The organism is Rhodococcus sp. MS16 (assembly GCF_013277795.1).
Taxonomy (GTDB): Bacteria; Actinomycetota; Actinomycetes; order Mycobacteriales; family Mycobacteriaceae; genus Rhodococcus_F; species Rhodococcus_F globerula.
This window is the reverse complement of the sequence record NZ_VBTM01000020.1, coordinates 55,950-76,898: the sequence shown is the minus strand read 5'-3', so window position 1 is coordinate 76,898 and position 20,949 is coordinate 55,950. Positions and strand designations below refer to the sequence as shown.

Below are 20,949 nucleotides of genomic sequence, written 5' to 3'. Positions count from 1 at the left end.
TTCGCGGTCGCGCCAGGTTTCACGTGAAACATGCCCATTCAAAGAGAGATACCCCTCGAGCAGTATCATCACAGTGACGAAACTAAGCAGGGTTCCTATATGGGGAAATTTCATCCCGAAAACTGTCTAATTCATTGAACTTGAGGTGAGGCGTTTCACGTGAAACCATCCGGCGCATTCATCCCGCCCCAGACATTCTGAAAATGACACTTACCAACTCGTGGCTCACGTACATGGGTGCGGGTTTTACTCACTTCATGACAGCAAGGAACAGCCGACTGGGGGAGGGGACTTAATCGGTAGCCTGTTCCCGAACTTCGGATTGCTCGGTCTCGACGAATTAGTCGCCAACCATAGATACTGCCGAGATCCGGAAACACTCCATGACACTGAAGGACTCGGCGACGACTGGATTCAGGTCGCTCGGCAGCAACAAGGTTTCGTTCGCGAGTTCGGCTGGGAGGTCGCTGATGACTGCAATCCTGTATCGGCGTCGTTGACGGACTATGTCGATTCGGTTCGGATCAGTATCGAATCGGGCACCGAACATTCCGGCCTGCTTCCGACCTTCGAGGAAGGCGCGCTCATATGGGACGTCGACTACAGCGACAGCCCTCCGCCGGTACCTCCGCCGAAACCAACTGTGATTCGAATACCGTTCGCCCTAACGAGCTTTCTGCCGTCACAGATCGGTCCCGAAGATGACCTGATCGATCTCGACTTCGTCAGGCAAGCAATCATCGACGGTTGTACGCGATCTACCGCCCCAAGTGCCCCCGCCAACGAGGTGTCTCGGTCAGTTGGCTCCTCGGGCTCGACACACGGACTGTCACATTCGTTGCCGTGGTGACGGATATCGGCAACGAGGTGATCGTTCATGAGATACCAGAAGAGGGTGCCGTTTCCGCGACCGTTTCACGTGAAACCGATTGCCGGAAAATGCAAAAAGAATGCGAGCCCCGGATCGAATCCGGGGCTCGCATTCTCGTACTGCTGGGGGAGTGTCAGTCCTTCAGGACAACCACTCGACGTGACGGCTCAGCGCCTTCACTTTCGCTCGATACGCCCTTCACCTTGGCGACGGCGTCGTGCACGATCTTGCGTTCGAACGGCGTCATCGGCGCCAGTTCTTCACGCTCACCGGTTTCGAGAACACGTGCAGCAGCCTCGGCACCGAGGGCACTGAGTGCTTCACGACGGCCTGCGCGCCACCCGGCGATATCGAGCATCAAGCGGCTACGTTCGCCTGTGGACTGCTGGACGGCAAGGCGGGTCAATTCCTGGAGAGCGTCGAGAACCTCGCCCTTACGGCCAACCAGCTTGGTCAGATCGTCCCCGCCGTCGATGCTGACGATCGCACGATCGCCCTCGACGTCCAGGTCGATATCACCGTCGAAGTCGAGTACATCGAGCAACTGCTCGAGGTAATCGCCGGCGATTTCGCCTTCTTCGATCAGGTCGTCGTCAGAATCGTCGATGTCTGAATCTTCGACGTCGACGTCGGTAACGGGCGCAGCGATTTCAGTGCTCACGTCTGCGTTTTCTCCATCCAAAGCGGTGTCAGCATCACTGGACATTGGTCGTTCTCTTTCCTCGATCAGCGCCGCTTATTGCGCTTGGGGGAGTTACCGCGGTTGCTCTGTGGCCGGTTCTGTTTCGGTTTCGACGAAGCGCCGCCACCCCCCGAGCCGGTGGGCTTGGTCGCTGGCTTGTCGGCCTTGTTGAGAGATACCTCGGGCAACTCGGATTCGTCTGATGATTCCGTCGCACTCAGTGCGGCCGGAGATCCCTTTTTCTTGGCGGGATTCGGGCGAGCACCGGGCTTGGGAGCATTGTCGTTTCGACGTGAGATCGCTTCCTGCTTCTTCTCTTCTTCTTCGGCGTCGATCTTGCGGAAGACGAGGTGCTGCTGACCGTAGGTCCAGATGTTGTTGGCAACCCAGTACAGAAGAATCGCGATAGGCAGGAACGGTCCACCGACCAGAACACCGAGCGGGAAAACGTAGAGCGCGAGCTTGTTCATGATCGCGGACTGTGGATTCGCTGCGGCAGCTTCGGACTGGCGGGCGACGGATGCGCGGGAGTTGAAGTGCGTAGCAATGCTCGCGATGATCATCAGCGGAGCTGCAACCAGGATGATGTTCAGTCGTGACGGCAACTCGGGAACGTTCTCGGTGACGTAAGCCTGAAGCTGTGCGACTGGGGTTGTGATCGCAGCCGAGATCGGTGCACCGAACAGACGTGCGTCCAGGAAGGATTGCACATCCGCAGCGCTGAACACGTAGTTAGGCGTGCTGGCGTTCGTAGCGGGATCCATACCCAGCTGACCCATACCGGTTCCGGTTCGGTTGAACGAACGTAGAACGTGGAACAGACCGATGAAGACGGGTGCCTGAGCCAAGACCGGGAGGCAACCCATGATCGGGTTGAATCCGTGCTCTTTCTGGAGCTTCTGCATCTCGACAGCTTGACGCTGACGGTCACCTGAGTACTTCTTCTGCAGAGCCTTGATCTGCGGCTGCAGTTCCTGCATCTGTCTGGTGGTGCGGACCTGCTTCACGAACGGCTTGTACAGAACCGCACGCAGCGTAAACACCAGGAACACCACTGCGAGTGCCCAGGCGAAACCGCTGTCTGCGCCGAACACAAAGCCGAAGACCTTGTGCCAGACCCACAGAATCGCGGAGACCGGATAGTAAATGAAATTGAGCACGGCTCTAAGTACTCCTCTGTTCGTCCATAGGACCGCGGTGGCGGCAACCCGCATCACGGCCACGACGGGGCGGAACGGGGTCCCACCCTCCAGAATGCCAGGGGGCACACTTCGCCAACCGCACCACAGTCAAGAAAAGGCCTTTGATCGCCCCGTGTGTACGGAGGGCATCCACCGCATACTCGCTACACGTGGGGGTGAACCGGCAGGTCGGCATCCGCAGGGGCGACACATACGTCCGGTACAACTCGATACAGAAGATGAGAACAGTGGCGGGAGCGCGACGCACAGCCTTCAAAACCGTCAGAAAACGGGAGGCTTGGGGAGTTTCGATCTGCTCATCGAGCGGAGTACTCATGGCTCTTCACTTACCGACACCAATAGATTCATTTTGCCCAGACCTGCGCGCAACTGCTTGGCCAACTCATCGGAACTGGCGCTCGCGCTACCCGGAAGTGCACGAATAACCACGTCTGTTTCCGGTGAAACCTGTTGTGCGAGGTCTGCACATATATGACGAAGCCGGCGCGCGACTCGATGTCGAATCACCGCCGGCCCGACAGCCTTGCTCACGATCAGCCCGAATCGGGGACCGTGATTTGTTACTACCAACGCCTCTACCTGCTCGCGATCAAACGCGTGCACGACAAGGTCGCGTCTTCCCATACGACGACCACGTCGCACCGCCACGGAAAAATCCGAGTGGCGGCGCAACCGGTACGGCTCAGGCAACACCCCGAGCTCCTGATCTCAGAATCAGATCAGGCTGTCAGGGAATCGCGGCCCTTACGGCGACGCGCCGAAACGATTGCACGACCCGCACGGGTACGCATACGAAGACGGAAGCCGTGAACACGCGCGCGGCGGCGATTATTCGGCTGGAACGTCCGCTTGCCCTTGGCCACGGTCAACACTCCTCGAAGTTCATTGGCGCCTCCCGGCGCCCTCTAATTGATCGGCGCCACCTGAGCGCCTTGGATCTAACGGTCTTCTCCACCCGGCAAGCGGCTTGGATAATCCTTCCGACCCGACATATGTAGTCAGCACGAAACGATCACCACCAGCGGGTGACTGTTCGAGGTTACTTACCACCGTTGCCAAGGTCAAACCAGCGCATTCGGCGGACACTCCTTCGAAGCAGAAGCGACACGCCGAATGTCCTCGAATCCCCGATTTTCGAACCCAGATGTGCATAGGTCGTTGACCTCGAGCGAGGCACCGAGTGTGACCTTGGCAACATTTTCGCAACGGTGCTCAGAGCATACAAAACCCGGTGTACGCAATTCCGGCAGAGAAGCACTCGACAAGGCCTCATCTGCACGTTCGGTCCGGGGGTCAGGTTGCGACGCGGAAACCCAAGTTTTGGCATTCATCCACAGGGCTGTGAGTATCAACGCACCGCTACCGCCGAGTGTCCAACGCCTCGAGTTACATCAAAAGGCCAGGTAGATCGACTTCGGGTCGGATTCTCAGGAAAAATCCCACAAATAAACCGACTCGGTGCACGTTTGTCCACATCTGTGGATAATTGTGTGGAAACACAGTTCAGGTGGCATATTCGTAGGCTGTTACGAGGTTTCTCACCTCAGGTGGCAGACACACCAACAGACATAACAAAAGTGTCACACCAGCGCACATCCCCACCACCGAACATCCATGCCGCAGCAACGTGCTCGGTAGCGCCAGCGAACTCGCTGTCGGTGAAACACGGAAGGAACCACGTGAACGACGATCCCAACGCGCTCGAACGTGCCTGGGTCGACGTGGTTGCAGAACTCACGAGTGATGACCCCGGGAACGATCTTCCGATACTGAGTAGTAAGCAGAAGGCATTCGTCCGCCTGGTGAGACCACTCACACTCGCGCAAGGATTTGCACTCCTCTCGGTTCCGTCGTCCTTCGCTCAGGAGACCATCGAGCGCGATCTGCGCGAACCGATTCTGCAAGCACTCGGACGACATCTCGGTGGACAGGTCGAGGGCCTCGGCGTCCGTATCGCTCCTCCCGACGAAGATTCGGCAGAACCGGAAGAGCGCACAGGAAGCCGGCAGTTCGAATCGGTCAGCAGTTCCGGCGCCTACCGTCGACGCCGATTCACCGAAGGCGACGGAGAACCATCCGACTCCGAGACCGCCGAGAGCGAAGAGGTCGACGACGACCGGGAAGCATTGGCGAGCGTTCACGAATCGTGGCCGTCGTACTTCACGAAACCGCCGTCGACGCCATCCTCGTCGAATTCCGGTGCAAACAGCCTCAACGCGAAGTACACGTTCGACACGTTTGTCATCGGTTCGTCCAACCGATTTGCTCACGCCGCCGCGGTCGCGATCGCGGAGGCGCCCGCCCGGGCCTACAACCCTCTCTTCATCTGGGGCGCGTCCGGGCTCGGCAAGACGCATCTGCTGCACGCGGCCGGCCACTATGCGCAACGGCTCTTTCCCGGTATGCGCGTGAAGTACGTCTCCACGGAAGAATTCACGAACGACTTCATCAACAGTCTTCGCGACGACCGCAAGGTGGCATTCAAGCGCCGCTACCGCGAGACGGACGTCCTCCTCGTCGACGACATCCAGTTCATCGAAGGCAAGGAAGGTATCCAGGAAGAGTTCTTCCACACCTTCAACACCTTGCACAACGCGAACAAACAGATCGTCGTCTCCTCCGACCGGCCGCCCAAGCAGTTGGCAACCCTCGAGGAGCGTCTGCGAACGCGATTCGAATGGGGCCTGATCACCGACGTTCAGCCGCCGGAACTCGAGACGCGTATCGCGATCTTGAGCAAGAAGGCGCGGATGGATCGCCTCGAGGTGCCGCACGACGTCCTCGAGCTGATCGCCAGCCGGATCGAGCGCAACATCCGCGAGCTCGAGGGCGCGTTGATTCGTGTCACCGCGTTTGCCTCGCTCAACCGGCAGCCGTTGGATCTCACGTTGGCGGAAGTTGTCCTTCGGGACCTGATGCCTGATTCGTCGAGCCTCGAGATCAATGCGGCGACGATCATGGCAGTGACGGCCGAATACTTCAATATGTCGATCGACGACCTCTGCGGGCCGGGTAAGGCCCGTCCGCTCGCTCAGGCACGCCAGATCTCTATGTATCTGTGCCGTGAGCTGACGGATTTGTCATTGCCGAAGATCGGTCAGACGTTCGGGCGTGACCACACCACGGTCATGTACGCGGACAAGAAGATCCGTAAGGAAATGACCGAACGTCGCAAGGTGTACGACCAGGTACAAGAGCTGACGGCTCGGATCAAGCAGCGTTCCAAGCGCTGACCTGCATTTTTACCGGTGCCCCCTCGAGGGGGAAAGTCCTTCCCTCGAGGGGGCACCGCTGTGTCGACTGCGTCCCTCGAGGGCGTGTCATTCCTCCAAACCCACGACACGCCAGGGTTCGACACGCCGATTTAGTTAAACCTTTCGTTTCTTCTGGAAAGTATTCACATCTGGGGATAACTGTGTGGATAACTTCGAAAGTCTGTGGAGATCTCGAGGAGTAATCCGAAAACTTCTTGTCTGTGCACAGAGGGGCCTGATCGCTCCTCGAGTCTGTCCTCGAGAAGTCCACAAGCCCTCGAGGGGGCAGACCTGCATCGACAACCGTTACTCCACAGATTGCACAGGACTTATTACTACTACTGAGAAATTTCTAGGAAAAGCTCTTTAAAAGTAGATTTGTGGACAACTCCTGTGAGGAACCTCGGAACGGGCCTCGCTCGTCCCCGTCTCGGCTTTCCTGATCGCCCCTCGAGGGCATACGGTTGGCGTCGCACCCCGTTGTGCCAAACTTGTCATCTGACGTCTGTGCCAGACTTGCTGTCACCAGAACATGCCTACCGAGAGGAATTACCCGGCGATGGAGCTTGGAAGCCTGAAGTTTCGCGTATCCCGGGAAGAGTTCGCAGATTCAGTTGCATGGGTTGCCCGTAGCCTCCCCTCGAGGCCGCCGGTTCCCGTTCTCGGTGGCGTTCTTCTCGATGCAACCGAACAGGGACTCACGGTCTCCGGCTTCGACTACGAGGTATCCGCTCAGGTTCGCGTTTCCGCAGATGTCACCACTGTCGGTCAGGTCCTGGTTTCCGGTCGCCTCCTTGCCGACATCACCAAGTCCTTGCCCAACAAGCCTGTCGATGTCACCCTCGAGGGCACTCGCGTTCTGATCTCGTGCGGAAGCGCAAAGTTCTCCCTGCCGACGATGCCGGTCGAGGACTACCCGCAGCTTCCGACGCTTCCGCAGCAGTCGGGTTCCATCCCGGTAGATCTGTTCTCCGAAGCGATCAGTCAGGTTGCCATCGCAGCCGGTAAAGATGACACCCTGCCGATGTTGACCGGTATTCGCGTCGAGATCGCCCAGAATTCCATTGTTCTGGCTGCGACCGACCGTTTCCGTCTTGCTGTCCGTGAGCTCGAATGGATGCCGGCAAACCCCGATGTCGAGGCTGCGGTTCTCATCCCGGCAAAGACCCTGTCCGAATCCGCGAAAACGCTTGCCGGAAACGCAAGTTCACCGGTCGAGCTGGCTCTCGGTTCCGGCTCGAGCATCGGCAACGACGGCCTCCTCGGTATCGTCAACGACGGCCGTCGCACAACGACTCGCCTCCTCGATGCCGAGTTCCCGAAGTTCCGCCAGCTTCTGCCGGCGCAGCACACGGCTATGGCAACCGTCGAGGTTGTTCCACTGATCGAAGCCATCAAGCGTGTAGCTCTCGTGGCAGAGCGTGGCGCTCAGGTGCGTTTGCAGTTCTCTTCCGAGGGACTGCTGCTCTCCGCTGGTGGCGACGACGCCGGCCGCGCTGAGGAAACTCTCAACGCAACGTTCCAGGGTGAGCCGTTGACCATTGCGTTCAACCCCGGATACCTCACGGATGGACTGAACTCGCTGCACAGCGAGAACGTCCTGTTCGGCTTCACGACGCCCAGCCGTCCCGCAGTTCTGCGTCCGGCTACCGACGAAGATCCGACACCGGACGAGTCGGGTAACTTCGCTGCGCCCTCGAGCGAATACACCTACCTGCTGATGCCGGTTCGACTTCCAGGCTGATAATTGCTGTTGGGCGGCATGAGTGTTCGTTCGTAGATTCTCGTTGCGGGACTTCCGTTCGTGGGATTCCCTGACACTCGATCTGGTACCGGGAACCACTGTGTTCCTCGGTTCCAACGGGCACGGTAAAACCAACATCCTCGAGTCGCTCGGCTACTTGTCGACGCTGTCTTCTCATCGGGTTTCTTCTGATGCCCCGATGATTCGCAACGGTTCCGCTAGCGCTTTTGCCGGTGCAACGGTGGTCAATTCCGGTCGTGAACTCACCATCGACGTCGAGCTGATCGAGGGAAAGTCCAACCGCGCCAGGATAAATCAGTCGCCGGCGCGGCGTCCCCGCGAAGTACTCGGCATCCTTCAGTCCGTGATGTTTGCGCCGGAGGATCTGTCGTTGGTTCGCGGTGATCCTGGTGACCGCCGGCGATATCTCGACGAATTGTTGACGTTCCGCATCCCTCGAATGGCCGCTGTACGTGCGGATTACGACAAGGTGTTACGTCAACGCTCAGCGCTGCTGAAAACGGCGGGCGGGGCACTACGACGCGGTTCCGGTAGCGGCGAGAATGTTCTCTCCACCCTCGAGGTGTGGGACGGGCATTTGGCGGCGCACGGCGCACAATTGTTGGCCGGACGCCTCGAGTTGGTTCACGATCTCGCTCCGCACCTTGCCGAATCGTATCGCTCGATAGCGCCGGAATCGAGGCCAGCGTCGATGCGATACCGCAGCAGCCTCGGAATGTCCTTGGATCCTGAATTCACCGATCCCACAAGGATTCCCGGAATCGACGACGTCGCGTACCTCGAGGAGCGTTTCCATCACGAACTGTCGGTGATGCGAACCAAGGAAATTGATCGGGGTGTATGTCTGGTCGGTCCGCACCGTGACGACCTCGAGTTGATTCTCGGGGACAGCCCCGCAAAGGGTTTTGCCAGTCATGGGGAATCGTGGTCGTTTGCGTTGTCGCTGCGGCTAGCGGGGTTTGCGTTGCTGCGAACAGAAGGCAGTGACCCCGTATTGCTGCTCGACGACGTTTTTGCGGAATTGGATCGGCGCCGTCGCCGTGCGTTGGCTGCGGTCGCCGCCACCGCTGAACAGGTCATTGTCACCGCCGCAGTTCCGGAGGACGTTCCGGACGAACTCGAGGCAGCCAAGTTCGGCGTCGAAGCATCGGAAACACCCGAAGGTCGTATTTCACGGATAGTCTCGAAAGACTGGTCTGCGACGACGGACTTGTCCGAGGGGGTCGAGAATCGTGACTGACGAAAAAGAGCCCGAACTTCGGGGTATCGATTTGGCTCGCCGAGCCCTCGAGGAGGCCCGTGCTGCGGCTAAGGCCAACGGCAAAGCTGTCGGCCAGGGCCGGTCGTCGCCCAAGTTCGGTAGCGGTAGGCCGCGTCGACGCGGAGGGTGGTCCGGCCCCGGCCCCGATGCCCGCGACCCACAACCGTTCGGTGCACTGACCAGCGCGGTATCCAAATCACGCGGCTGGTCCCCGAGAGTGTCCGAAGGGACGGTTCTCGGCCGGTGGCCGCAGGTTGTCGGTGAAGACATCTCGGCGCACGCCGAGCCCATTTCCCTTCGTGAAGGGGTTCTGAGCATCTCGGCGGAGTCGACGGCCTGGGCGACTCAGTTGCGGATGATGCAGTCCCAGATTCTCGCGAAAATCGCAGTGGCTGTGGGTGACGGCGTCGTGAAGACACTACGGATTACCGGGCCGAGCGCGCCCAGTTGGCGTAAGGGCGAAAGGCACGTCAAAGGCCGCGGACCTCGCGATACGTACGGCTGAGCAAGGCCTGGTTGTACCTATTACTTCATGTTACAGTTACCCTAGTTCTGGGTGAACTGTGTCACAGAGCATGAAGGGGTAGTCAGATGCCGAGCAAGGTACACGCCGAGCCTGATCACATCTTGTTGCAGGCACGCAATGTCGAATTCGACTGGTCCGACCTGCCAATGCACTGGATTCCGGGTGACCCGTTCAGTACTCACGTACTCAACGTGCTGCATCTGCTGCTCCCGGCCGGTGAAGAGTGGTTTGTCGAAACGTTCAAGGAAGCACTCCCTCTCATCGAGGACGAGAAACTTCGTGACGACGTTGTCGGCTTCATCGGCCAGGAAGCCATGCACGCCGGTGCTCACACCGGTGTGCTGGTCCATCTGAAAGAAAATGGACTTGATCCGACGGCGTACACGCAGCAGATGGAATGGGCCTTCTCGAAGCTGCTCGGACCCCGTCCCCTGACAGGCTTGCGAGCCGAAAATCACCTGGTCGAGCGTCTGGCGATCATCGCGGCCATCGAACACATCACAGCGTTTCTCGGTGACTGGGTTCTCAACGCCGACGGTCTGGATCGGGCCGGTATGCACCCGACGATGCTCGACCTGCTTCGTTGGCACGGAGCCGAGGAAGTCGAACACCGCTCCGTCGCGTACGACGTGATGCGCTACTTCGACAAGCGTGAAACCCGCCGTATCCGCACTCAGATCCTGGTCACGCCCGTCATCGTGTGGTTGTGGATCCGCGGTACCCGATTCCTGATGCGCAACGATCCCGAACTTGCCAACCAGGCGCCGAGTCGGCGTCGCCCGCACTTGTCGGATTTTGTGGCAGCAGGCAAGCGCGGCACCGTCCCCACCAGTTTCGAACTGGTCAAGCGGATGTCGACGTACTTCTCGAAGTCGTATCACCCCGGAAAAGAAGGTTCGACGGCTCAGGCCGTGAAGTACCTGGCGTCCTCGCCGGCTGCGCAGGCGGCGGCACGGTGATTCCGTCGATTGCCAGGATCAAGGACGTCCTGATCGGGCACGACGGTCTTCCGCGGCATCAGGCTCCGCCAGATCTCGCAGGTCGCGCTCGCCCCGATCGGGCTATGCGGATCACAGAGTTGTTGGCGGACAAGTACCTTCGCGTTCTGACGGCCTATGACTACAACCCGAAGATCGCCGGTCACAACCCGGATACCGCGCTGAACATGATGGTCAGTGCCCGCGAGGTCGTGGCGACAGACGAGAATGTTGTCCGCCTGCGCTTCGAGTCTGCAGACGGCTCACCGGTTCCCCCGTGGCAGCCCGGCTCTCATCTGGATTTCCATTTGCCTTCCGGTCTGCGTCGACAGTATTCGCTCTGCGGTGACCCCGCTGATCGCAGGGGATATACCGTCGCCGTGCGCCGAATTCCCGACGGTGGTGGTGGTTCCGTCGAAATGCATGCACTGCAACCAGGCGAGCACGTGACAGTTCGTGGTCCGCGCAACGGGTTTCCCTTTGTCGGCGAGGGTGGTGCACTCTTCATTGCCGGTGGTATCGGAATTACTCCGATCATTGCAATGGTGCGGGCCGCAAAGGAATTGGGAATGGACTGGCACTTCGTGTACTCGGGCCGCTCCCGCGAGTCCATGCCGTTCCTCGAGGAGATCGCTACCTGGGAATCGGAACGAGTATTCGTGCGGCCTGACGATGAATTCGGATTACCCACTGCCACAGATCTTCTGGAAAAGGCTCCGGAAGGTGGAGCCGTATATTGCTGTGGCCCGACGCCCATGCTCGACGCAGTGCGCACGAGTTTTCGTGAAACCTACTCCACGGCTTTGCATTTCGAAAGATTTGGAGCTCCGCCGGTAATTGGCGGGGTCCCGTTCGAAGTTCAATTGGTCAGCTCCGGTGAAGTGTTGACCGTGAATGCCGACCAGTCGGCACTCGACGTTGTTCGGAAAACCCTGCCCGGTGTCGGCTACTCGTGCCAGCAAGGCTTCTGCGGGACCTGCCGGGTGAAGGTTCTCGCCGGCACTCCGGATCACCGCGAAAACCGACTGACCGATGCCGAACGCGAAAACGAGATGCTGATTTGTGTGTCGCGTTCCGACGGCGGACGACTGGTACTCGATCTCTAGTTCTACTCACCTACGAAGGGTCTGCAGATGACCAAGCACGCGCCTCTCCATGCCGTAACTGCACGCAGCGTCACCAACGGTGCCGTCAGCCTTGCCGTATTCGAGCAGGGCCCGGTGGACGGTGAGACGATCGTCCTCGTTCACGGGTGGCCGGACACTCACGAACTGTGGAACCGCGTCGCGGCGCTGCTGGCCGACAATTTCCGTGTTGTCACCTACGACAGCCGTGGGGCCGGCGAGAGCACGATCCCGTCGCGAGTGCAGGACTACCAACTCAGTGCGATGGCCGGTGATCTGTTTGCCGTGATCGACGCCGTCAGTCCGAACGAGCCGGTTCACGTCGTTGCTCATGACTGGGGATCCGTCGAAACCTGGGAGGCCGTCTGCGAGCCGGGCGCCGAGGAAAAGATCGCATCCTTCAGTTCCATATCGGGACCGAATCTCGACCATCTCGGTAAATGGATCCGTTCCAGTGCGTTCAAGCGGCGGTTCCGCGGGCCGGCCGCGCAAGCTGTGGCGTCGGCGTACACGGTGCTGTTTCAGATTCCAGGTCTGTGCACGGTGCCGTTGCGGCTGTGGTTTTCCAAGCACTGGCCGGCGTTTCTGGGATTTTTCGACGGTCTCGACCCGAAATCGGTGGTGACCGCGCCGACAATTGCCGACGACATGGTTAACGGTCTCAAGTTGTACCGAGCCAATATTCGGCCTGCTCTGGGCAAACCGCGTGAACGGTACACGGACGTTCCCGTTCAGTTGATCCTGAACAAGTACGACAAGGCAGTTCGCCCGGTGGGCTTCGAAGATACGGAAAAATGGGTCTCCGACCTGCGGCGAACCGAAATTGCGGCCGGTCACTGGTCGCCGATTTCACACGCCGGCGAGGTTGCCGAACATGCGCAGGCCTTTATTGCGAGCCTGAGAGAGCGTCGCCGGGAGAAGCAAACGTCCTAGCGATTCACCCTCCCAGGACCAAAATAATTCGCCTGTGGCGCAGCCAGGGGTGTCATTGGGCGGTTCCTGTCGGTGCTTACCAGTAAGATGGTCTCCGGTAACTAGCGGCAACATTCTCGAACCCGCTCCGACGACACCCGCAAGGGCTTGCTGACGGCTGCGCTCGAGTATTGACGGAGAAGGAGAGCTACCAACCCGTGGCTGCCCAGAAGTCAGATACAAGCACTTCCAGCAAGGACTACAACGCGTCGTCCATCACAGTCCTCGAAGGACTGGAAGCGGTACGTAAGCGCCCAGGCATGTACATCGGTTCCACCGGTGAGCGCGGCCTGCACCACCTGATTTGGGAGGTCGTCGACAACTCTGTCGACGAGGCGATGGCCGGACACGCCACCAAGGTCGAGGTCACCCTCCTCGAAGACGGCGGAATTCGCGTCGTCGACGACGGTCGTGGCATCCCGGTCGGAATGCACGCGTCCGGAGTTCCCACCGTCGAGGTCGTGCTGACTCAGCTGCACGCCGGTGGCAAGTTCGACTCCGATTCCTATGCCGTCTCCGGTGGTCTGCACGGTGTGGGCATCTCGGTGGTCAACGCGCTCTCCACCAGGCTCGACGTCGACATCAAGGTCGACGGCTACGAGTGGCATCAGACGTACACGGACTCCAAGCCCGGCGAGCTGATTCAAGGTCCCGCCACCAAGGAGACCGGTACCACGGTCAGCTTCTGGGCGGATCCCGAGATCTTCGAGACCACGCGCTACAACTTCGAGACCGTTGCGCGTCGCCTGCAGGAAATGGCTTTCCTCAACAAGGGTCTGACGATCACGCTCACCGACGAGCGCGCCGAGGTCATCGATGTCGACGAGGAATCGATCGACGTTGCGGAGGCACCCAAGTCGGCAGCCGAGACGCAGGAAGCGGCTGCTGCCGCTCCGCGCAAGGCCAAGACCCGCGTCTACCACTACCCGGGTGGACTCGAGGACTACGTCCGTCACATCAACAAGTCCAAGAGCCCCATCCACAACTCGGTGGTCGGATTCACGGCCAAGGGCACGGGCCACGAGCTCGAGGTAGCAATGCAGTGGAACTCCGGTTACTCGGAGTCCGTGCACACCTTCGCCAACACCATCAACACGCATGAGGGTGGAACGCACGAAGAGGGCTTCCGTGCGGCGCTCACCACGGTCGTCAACAAGTACGCCCGTGACAAGAAGCTGCTCAAGGAAAAAGAGCAGAACCTCAACGGTGACGACATCCGTGAGGGTCTCGCGGCCATCGTGTCGGTCAAGGTCGGTGAGCCGCAGTTCGAGGGCCAGACCAAGACCAAGCTCGGCAACACCGAGGTCAAGTCCTTTGTGCAGAAGGCGTGCAACGAGCATCTTCAGCACTGGCTAGAGGCCAACCCCGCTGATGCCAAGACCATCGTGAACAAGGCGGTCTCGTCGGCGCAGGCCCGTATCGCTGCCCGTAAGGCCCGCGAATTGGTTCGTCGTAAGAGCGCGACCGATCTCGGTGGCCTGCCGGGCAAGCTTGCGGACTGCCGCTCCAACGATCCGGAAAAGTCCGAGATCTACATCGTGGAGGGTGACTCGGCAGGTGGCTCGGCCAAGTCCGGCCGCGACTCGATGTACCAGGCAATTCTGCCGCTGCGCGGCAAGATCCTCAACGTCGAGAAGGCCCGTCTTGACCGCGCGTTGAAGAACACCGAAATCCAGTCGATGATCACCGCCTTCGGCACCGGCATCCACGACGAGTTCGATATCGCGAAGCTGCGTTATCACAAGATCGTGCTTATGGCCGACGCCGACGTCGACGGTCAGCACATCGCGACGCTGCTGCTCACGCTGCTGTTCCGCTTCATGCGCCCGCTGGTCGAGCACGGTCACGTCTACCTGGCCCAGCCGCCGCTGTACAAGCTGAAGTGGCAGCGCAGCGAGCCGGAATTCGCGTACTCCGATCGTGAGCGCGACGTCTTGGTGAAGGCTGGTCTCGAATCCGGCAAGAAGATCAACAAGGACGACGGCATCCAGCGTTACAAAGGCCTTGGCGAGATGAACGCCAAGGAACTGTGGGAAACCACGATGGACCCGACGGTGCGCGTTCTGCGCTTGGTGACGTTGGACGATGCCGCTGCCGCCGACGAACTGTTCAGCGTGTTGATGGGTGAGGACGTCGAGGCCCGGCGCAGCTTCATCATCCGCAATGCCAGGGATGTCCGTTTCCTCGACGTGTAGGGCCTACGGCCCTGTGCGCCTTTCCGGTAGCTCCGACAACCACAAAGGCGCACAAGGGGCTCGCCCCCATCTTCTTCTTAAGAAAGTGAACTCATGACCGACACCACGTTGCCACCGGACGGACCGCAGCACGACCGCATCGAACCGGTCGACATCCAGCAGGAAATGCAGAGCAGCTACATCGACTACGCCATGAGCGTCATCGTCGGTCGCGCTCTGCCGGATGTGCGCGACGGCCTCAAGCCCGTGCACCGCCGCGTGCTGTACGCGATGTACGACACCGGCAATCGCCCCGATCGCGGATATGTGAAGTCTGCCCGTCCGGTCGCCGAGACCATGGGTAACTACCACCCCCACGGCGACTCCTCGATCTACGACACCCTGGTCCGTATGGCCCAGCCGTGGTCGCTGCGGTACCCCCTCGTCGACGGTCAGGGCAACTTCGGTTCCCGTGGCAACGACGGCGCCGCCGCCATGCGTTACACGGAGTGCCGTCTCACGCCGCTCGCCATGGAGATGCTGCGTGAAATCGACCACGACACAGTCGATTTCACACCGAACTACGACGGTAAGACGCAGGAACCGACGGTTCTCCCCAGCCGCGTTCCGAACCTGCTGATCAACGGCTCCAACGGTATTGCCGTCGGTATGGCCACCAACATTCCGCCGCACAACCTGCGTGAAGTTGCCGAAGCCATCTACTGGGCACTCGAGAACTACGAAGCCGACGAGGAATCCACTCTCGCTGCCGTCATGGAGCGGGTCAAGGGACCGGACTTCCCGACGCACGGCCTCATCGTAGGCGGCCAGGGTATTCAGGACGCCTACACCACCGGTCGCGGCTCCGTCCGTATGCGCGGTGTGGTCGAGGTCGAAGAAGATGCCAAGGGCCGCACCACAATTGTCATCACCGAGCTGCCCTACCAGGTCAACCCTGACAACCTGATCACCTCCATCGCGGATCAGGTTCGTGACGCCAAGATCGCCGGCATCTCCGACATTCACGACGAGTCCTCCGACCGCGTCGGCATGCGCATCGTTGTCACCGTCAAACGTGACGCGGTTGCCAAGGTTGTGTTGAACAACCTGTACAAGCACACGCAGCTGCAGACCAGCTTCGGCTGCAACATGCTCTCCATCGTCGACGGTGTGCCGCGCACACTGCGCCTCGACCAGATGATTCGTCTGTACACGACGCATCAGCTCGAGGTCATCGTCCGTCGCACCCAGTACCTGCTCCGCAAGGCCGAAGAGCGCGCTCACATCTTGCGTGGTCTGGTCAAGGCTCTCGACGCTTTGGACGAGGTCATCGCCTTGATCCGTGCGTCGCAGACCGTCGACGTCGCCCGGGCCGGATTGATGAACCTCCTCGACGTCGACGAGATTCAGGCCGACGCGATCCTCGCGATGCAGTTGCGACGTCTGGCCGCCCTCGAGCGTCAGAAGATCGTCGACGAATTGGCCGAAATCGAAATCGAAATCGCCGATTACAAGGACATTCTGGCCAAGCCTGAGCGTCAGCGCGCGATCGTTCGTGACGAGCTCAAGGAAATTGTCGACAAGTACGGCGACGACCGTCGTACTCGCATCATCGCCGCCGACGGCGACGTCAACGACGAAGACCTCATCGCCCGTGAGGACGTTGTTGTCACGATCACCGAGACCGGCTACGCCAAGCGCACCAAGACCGACCTGTACCGCTCGCAGAAGCGCGGCGGCAAGGGCGTTCAGGGTGCCGGCCTCAAGCAGGACGACATCGTCTCGCACTTCTTCGTCAGCTCGACGCACGACTGGCTGCTGTTCTTCACCACGAAGGGCCGCGTCTACCGCGCCAAGGCATACGAACTGCCCGAGGCCAGCCGCACCGCTCGAGGTCAGCATGTCGCCAACCTGCTGGCCTTCCAGCCGGACGAGCGCATCCAGTCCGTCATCCAGATCAAGACGTACGACGACGCGCCTTACCTGGTACTTGCCACCCGCAACGGTCTGGTCAAGAAGTCCAAGCTCACGGACTTCGACTCCAACCGCAGCGGCGGCATCGTTGCCATCAACCTGCGCGGCGACGACGAATTGGTCGGAGCTGTTCTGTGCTCCGCCGACGACGATCTGCTTCTCGTCTCGGCACAGGGCCAGTCGATCCGTTTCTCGGCCACCGACGAAGCACTACGGCCCATGGGTCGCGCAACGTCCGGTGTCCAGGGCATGCGCTTCAACGGCGAGGACGAGCTGCTCTCGCTCAACGTCGTCCGTGAAGGCAAGTTCCTGCTGGTCGCCACTTCCGGTGGTTACTCCAAGCGAACCGGCATGGAGGACTACCCGGTCCAGGGTCGCGGCGGCAAGGGCGTACTCACCATTCAGTACGACAAGAAACGTGGCACTCTGGTCGGAGCGCTCATCGTCGACGACGACGACGAGCTGTACGCGATCACCTCGGGCGGCGGCGTCATCAGGACAGCTGCCAAGCAGGTTCGTAAGGCCGGACGCCAGACCAAGGGCGTGCGTCTGATGAACCTCGGCGAAGGCGACACCTTGCTCGCAATTGCGCGCAACGCCGACGAACCCGAAGAGATCGCTGCCGCAAACACCGACAGTGCAGACAATGCCGATGGAGCTAAGGAGTCCTAGTGAGCACTCCCAACCAGCCGGGCAGTGACCAGAAGAGCACGAGCACTTCCGGTTCGACGCCCCCAAAGCCGGAGCAGCCAGCTGCTCCGGCGGGTGCAGGGGGCTCGCAGTCTCCCGTTGAGGCTTCGAAACCTCCAGCCGCTGGTAAGCCAAGCGGCTCTGCCGCCGATTCCAAGGCTGTGGCCGACAAGTCGGCACAGCCTGCGGCTGGGAAGAGTTCACCTGCTGCTTCCGCTGCCCCGAAGGCACCTGACGCGCCTGCACCGGCTAATCAGGCACGGGGTAATCAGGCGCCGCCGTGGCAGCGTGGTCAGCAGCAGTCAGGTCCGCAGCCTGTTACGCAGCAGGCAGGGGCACAGCAGCCTGTTACGCAGCACGCAGGGGCACAGCAGCCTGTTACGCAGCAGCCTGGGGTGCAGCAGCGCGAACCCCAGACCAACATCACCCGTCCGGCTGCGCCGCGACCCGAGGTTCGGAAGGGGCCTGCACCTGCTGCCGGGAAACCGCCGGTCGGTCCGCCGAACCAGCGGCCAACAGGTCCTGGATCTCCGTCGCAGCCGCCGGCTCGGCCGGTGGTCACGGGAACGGCTGCTCCGAAGGTCACGAACAACGCGGCAATGAACAACGCGGTCGACAACAAGACCGTCGCGAACAAGACCGTCGCCGACAAGACTGTGGCAAATAAGACGGTTGCGAATAAGACGGTTGCCCCGCCGAAGGGGCCCAACGCACCGGCCGGAAATGCTCCGGCCGGTCCCCGGGCCAAGGCTGCGGCGATCGACGGTCCGACTCGGCATATCAGCCGTAAGGATCTGCCGAAGGACATGCCGGACCTCTCCGAGGCGAAGCATCCCCTGCCGCAGGCGGCCGTCGGTGACAAAAATCACGTCGCTGCCGTTGCGGCTGCGTCCAGCGGGGGGCCTTTACGGGCGACGGTGCAGATCCGTCGTATCGATCCGTGGTCCACGCTCAAGATCACTTCTGTGATCTCGGTTTCACTTTTCTTCGTGTGGATGGTGGCTGTCGGTCTTCTGTACGTCGTTTTGGACGGTATGGGCGTCTGGGACCGCCTGAACAACGCTTTTACGGACATCGTGTCCGATGGCGGATCCGACGGACTGGTGACAGCGGGGCAAGTCTTCGGCTATTCCGCAGTGATCGGTTTGGCGAACATGGTGTTGTTCACCGCGCTCGTCACGATCGGATCGTTCATCTACAACCTCTGCAGTGACTTGGTTGGCGGCGTCGAGGTAACTCTCGCAGACCGCGACTGACCTGCATAAACGTTGCCCCACCGGACCCGTTTTGGTGTTAGCGGGCCGGTGGGGTAATCTTTGAAACCGGTTCAGGGGCCTATAGCTCAGGTGGTTAGAGCGCTTTACTGATAATGAAGAGGTCGGAGGTTCAAGTCCTCCTAGGCCCACTCCTTGTGCCGAAGAAGGGTTGCTGGAATGAAGGTTTTCCTGCTTGTCGGGGCTAGCATTCTGGTGTCTCTCGTAGTCACCAAGTTGATCAAAAGTCAGCGCGGAGACAAGGTTTGGCACGATTTGGAAACAAGCTAGAACATAGGTACTCTGACTCCGGTCGGAAAACCGAACGGGGCCTTAGCTCAGTTGGTAGAGCGCTGCCTTTGCAAGGCAGATGTCAGGAGTTCGAATCTCCTAGGCTCCACAGTAAGAAAACACCCTCCCGGGAAACTGGGAGGGTGTTTTTGTATGTGCGCACCCAGATCGTGAGAATTAGCATGCCGACTGGGCGGTACGGTGCCTGAAATCGGACGCTCTGCGCTTACGATTCCCGCATGAGATCTGTGTGGGACCGCATACGCCGCTATTGCGGGACGCTTCATCCTGTCGGCCTTGCCTTTGCACTGGTGTTTTTCACCTGGTCGATGACCCCGTCGCTCCTGCCCCGAGTGTGGTACTTGCAGGGCGTTGCGACGGGCATTTCGCTGGCAATGGGTTATGCGATCGGAACTCTGGTCGCGTGGACGGTTCGTAAGTGTGGCGTCGAACCGCAGTGGTCGGAGCGCACGAAGAAGATCGCGTGGCGGACGATGGCGGTGGTGGCCGTGATCGCGGTTCCGCTCTTCTTGATTCTGGGGGCGCGGTGGCAGCGGATCGTCCGTGAACTTGTCGGTATGCCGCGTGACAGTGCGGCAAACTACCTTCTGGTTGCGCTCATTTCGCTGTTCATCTGGTTCATTCTGCTCGAGGCATCGCGGGGCATTCGCCATTCCACGAACCGCCTTTCGCAGTTCGCATTGCGGTTTGTCCCGAAGGAAGCGGCGAAGGTCGCCAGCCTTGTTGTGGTTCTCGCTCTTGCTGTCTTTGTCGTGAACGGTGCGCTGTACAACGGGTTGATCGCGTTCGCGAACTGGAGCTTCTCTGGTGCGGATACCGAAACTCCGGACGGTATCGAACAGCCGCTCATTGCCGAACGCAGTGGTTCACCGATGTCTGCGGAAGCCTGGGACTCGCTGGGGCAGGAAGGGCGCACCTTCATGGGTAGTGGCCCCACCGCGGCGGAGATCACGGCGCTGACGGGGCGTGAGGCGAAGCAGCCGATCCGCGTGTATGCCGGGCGTGAGTCCTCGGATTCGATTCGCGGCGTGGCAAACCGGGTTGTGGACGAACTCAAGCGCACCGGTGGGTTCGACCGCGGAACTCTGGCCGTCGTGACAACCACGGGTCGTGGTTGGGTCAACGAGGATGTGGCGTCGGCGTTCGAATATGTCGAGGACGGTGACACCGCCATTGCGTCGATGCAGTACTCGTTCCTGCCGAGTCCGTTGGCCTTCATCGCGGACCGCGAAACTCCGATGGTTGCCGGCCGCGCGTTGTTCAACGCTGTTTTTGCGGAGTGGATCAACCTGCCCGTGGAGACGCGTCCCGAGTTGGTCGTGTTCGGCGAGAGCCTCGGTTCGTACGGCGGCCAGGCCGCTTTTGCCGGGGACCAGGACATGATGACGCGCGTGGACGGAGCTTTGTGGGTGGGCACACCCAACTTCACGGAGCAGTGGCAGGAGATCACGAACAATCGTGACTCAGGTTCGCGGGAGATTCTTCCCGTGATCGACGGCGGCGAGTCGATCCGTTTTGCCGCGGATCCGATCGACTTGGAGCTCGAGGCCGACTGGGCTGACGATCGAATCGTCTACTGGCAGCACGCCAGTGACCCCATCACGTGGTGGTCGTTCGACCTCCTCCTCAACAAGCCGGACTGGTTGAGCGAAAAGCCGGAGGGCCGCGACGTCGATCCGGGGATGACGTGGATTCCTCTTGTGACGTTCTGGCAGGTCACGCTCGACATGGTGTTCTCGGCGGATGTTCCGTCGGGTCATGGGCACAACTACGGCGAAGATGCCGCGGACATGTGGGCCAACATCTTGCATCCGACGACGTGGACGCCGGAGAACACCGAGCAGTTGCGTGCGCTCCTGACCAACAATGTGGAGCCGACGAAATAGGTGAAAGTAGCTGTACAGCAACGACT

Annotated in this window: 16 protein-coding genes and 2 tRNA genes; 13 read left to right on the top strand and 5 right to left on the bottom strand. The window is 60.3% G+C overall.

Going from position 1 to position 20,949, the window contains the following annotated elements:
• Window positions 1-1,004: 1,004 nt before the first annotated feature.
• The 5 genes from FEZ60_RS29890 to rpmH are packed head-to-tail and all read right to left on the bottom strand — an operon-like array spanning window position 1,005 to window position 3,618.
• Window positions 1,005-1,577: a protein jag gene (locus FEZ60_RS29890; RefSeq protein WP_033235303.1), complete on the bottom strand. Its 573-nt coding sequence runs from the start codon at window positions 1,575-1,577 to the stop codon at window positions 1,005-1,007.
• 20 nt (window positions 1,578-1,597) lie between these two features.
• Window positions 1,598-2,713 (bottom strand): membrane protein insertase YidC, encoded by a 1,116-nt coding sequence (gene yidC, locus FEZ60_RS29885; protein ID WP_033235304.1) that lies wholly within the window; start codon window positions 2,711-2,713, stop codon window positions 1,598-1,600.
• A gap of 4 nt (window positions 2,714-2,717) precedes the next feature.
• Window positions 2,718-3,071, bottom strand: a complete 354-nt coding sequence (gene yidD, locus FEZ60_RS29880) for a membrane protein insertion efficiency factor YidD (RefSeq protein ID WP_045066062.1) — start codon at window positions 3,069-3,071, stop codon at window positions 2,718-2,720.
• Window positions 3,068-3,448, bottom strand: coding sequence for a ribonuclease P protein component (gene rnpA, locus FEZ60_RS29875; protein ID WP_045066064.1), 381 nt, complete (start codon window positions 3,446-3,448; stop codon window positions 3,068-3,070). The genes yidD and rnpA overlap by 4 nt, the downstream gene beginning before the upstream one ends.
• Before the next feature lie 26 nt (window positions 3,449-3,474).
• Window positions 3,475-3,618: a 50S ribosomal protein L34 gene (rpmH, locus tag FEZ60_RS29870; protein WP_003942540.1), complete on the bottom strand. Its 144-nt coding sequence runs from the start codon at window positions 3,616-3,618 to the stop codon at window positions 3,475-3,477.
• A gap of 816 nt (window positions 3,619-4,434) precedes the next feature.
• Between rpmH and dnaA the strand changes: the two genes are divergently transcribed.
• From dnaA to FEZ60_RS29805, 13 genes are all read left to right on the top strand, one after another.
• Window positions 4,435-5,988, top strand: coding sequence for a chromosomal replication initiator protein DnaA (dnaA, locus tag FEZ60_RS29865; protein ID WP_033235306.1), 1,554 nt, complete (start codon window positions 4,435-4,437; stop codon window positions 5,986-5,988).
• 580 nt (window positions 5,989-6,568) lie between these two features.
• Window positions 6,569-7,753: a DNA polymerase III subunit beta gene (gene dnaN / locus FEZ60_RS29860; protein WP_033235307.1), complete on the top strand. Its 1,185-nt coding sequence runs from the start codon at window positions 6,569-6,571 to the stop codon at window positions 7,751-7,753.
• Window positions 7,754-7,775: 22 nt separating this feature from the next.
• Window positions 7,776-9,014, top strand: a complete 1,239-nt coding sequence (gene recF, locus FEZ60_RS29855; protein ID WP_095887548.1) for a DNA replication/repair protein RecF — start codon at window positions 7,776-7,778, stop codon at window positions 9,012-9,014.
• Window positions 9,007-9,540, top strand: coding sequence for a DUF721 family protein (locus tag FEZ60_RS29850; protein ID WP_033235309.1), 534 nt, complete (start codon window positions 9,007-9,009; stop codon window positions 9,538-9,540). The genes recF and FEZ60_RS29850 overlap by 8 nt, the downstream gene beginning before the upstream one ends.
• An 86-nt stretch (window positions 9,541-9,626) precedes the next feature.
• Entirely contained in the window at window positions 9,627-10,520 is an 894-nt protein-coding gene (locus FEZ60_RS29845) for a metal-dependent hydrolase (RefSeq protein ID WP_033235310.1), read from the top strand.
• Window positions 10,520-11,644 (top strand): 2Fe-2S iron-sulfur cluster-binding protein, encoded by a 1,125-nt coding sequence (locus tag FEZ60_RS29840; protein ID WP_172937766.1) that lies wholly within the window; start codon window positions 10,520-10,522, stop codon window positions 11,642-11,644. Before FEZ60_RS29845 ends, FEZ60_RS29840 begins: the two co-directional genes overlap by 1 nt.
• Window positions 11,645-11,671: 27 nt before the next feature.
• Entirely contained in the window at window positions 11,672-12,595 is a 924-nt protein-coding gene (locus FEZ60_RS29835) for an alpha/beta fold hydrolase (protein ID WP_172937743.1), read from the top strand.
• A 197-nt stretch (window positions 12,596-12,792) separates the two neighbouring features.
• The gene (gyrB, locus tag FEZ60_RS29830) at window positions 12,793-14,829 is read left to right on the top strand and encodes a DNA topoisomerase (ATP-hydrolyzing) subunit B (RefSeq protein WP_033235312.1); all 2,037 of its coding nucleotides are present in this window, start codon (window positions 12,793-12,795) and stop codon (window positions 14,827-14,829) included.
• 93 nt (window positions 14,830-14,922) lie between these two features.
• Window positions 14,923-17,454, top strand: a complete 2,532-nt coding sequence (gene gyrA / locus FEZ60_RS29825; RefSeq protein WP_033235313.1) for a DNA gyrase subunit A — start codon at window positions 14,923-14,925, stop codon at window positions 17,452-17,454.
• On the top strand, window positions 17,454-18,728 hold the full coding sequence (locus FEZ60_RS29820; RefSeq protein ID WP_172937742.1) for a DUF3566 domain-containing protein: 1,275 nt from the start codon (window positions 17,454-17,456) through the stop codon (window positions 18,726-18,728). The genes gyrA and FEZ60_RS29820 overlap by 1 nt, the downstream gene beginning before the upstream one ends.
• Before the next feature lie 75 nt (window positions 18,729-18,803).
• A tRNA-Ile gene (locus tag FEZ60_RS29815) sits at window positions 18,804-18,877 on the top strand.
• Window positions 18,878-19,052: 175 nt separating this feature from the next.
• Window positions 19,053-19,125 (top strand) — tRNA-Ala (locus FEZ60_RS29810).
• Between the two features lie 130 nt (window positions 19,126-19,255).
• Complete coding sequence (locus tag FEZ60_RS29805; RefSeq protein ID WP_033235315.1) at window positions 19,256-20,923, top strand: alpha/beta-hydrolase family protein; 1,668 nt, start codon at window positions 19,256-19,258, stop codon at window positions 20,921-20,923.
• The last annotated feature ends 26 nt before the right edge of the window (window positions 20,924-20,949 follow it).

What these genes read in the sequence shown, in the direction of transcription:
- FEZ60_RS29890 (WP_033235303.1), bottom strand. Translation starts at nt 1,577, where the DNA reads ATGTCCAGTGATGCTGACACCGCTTTGGATGGAGAAAACGCAGACGTG.
- yidD (WP_045066062.1), bottom strand. Translation starts at nt 3,071, where the DNA reads ATGAGTACTCCGCTCGATGAGCAGATCGAAACTCCCCAAGCCTCCCGT.
- dnaN (WP_033235307.1), top strand. Translation starts at nt 6,569, where the DNA reads ATGGAGCTTGGAAGCCTGAAGTTTCGCGTATCCCGGGAAGAGTTCGCA.
- FEZ60_RS29845 (WP_033235310.1), top strand. Translation starts at nt 9,627, where the DNA reads ATGCCGAGCAAGGTACACGCCGAGCCTGATCACATCTTGTTGCAGGCA.
- FEZ60_RS29835 (WP_172937743.1), top strand. Translation starts at nt 11,672, where the DNA reads ATGACCAAGCACGCGCCTCTCCATGCCGTAACTGCACGCAGCGTCACC.
- gyrA (WP_033235313.1), top strand. Translation starts at nt 14,923, where the DNA reads ATGACCGACACCACGTTGCCACCGGACGGACCGCAGCACGACCGCATC.
- FEZ60_RS29805 (WP_033235315.1), top strand. Translation starts at nt 19,256, where the DNA reads ATGAGATCTGTGTGGGACCGCATACGCCGCTATTGCGGGACGCTTCAT.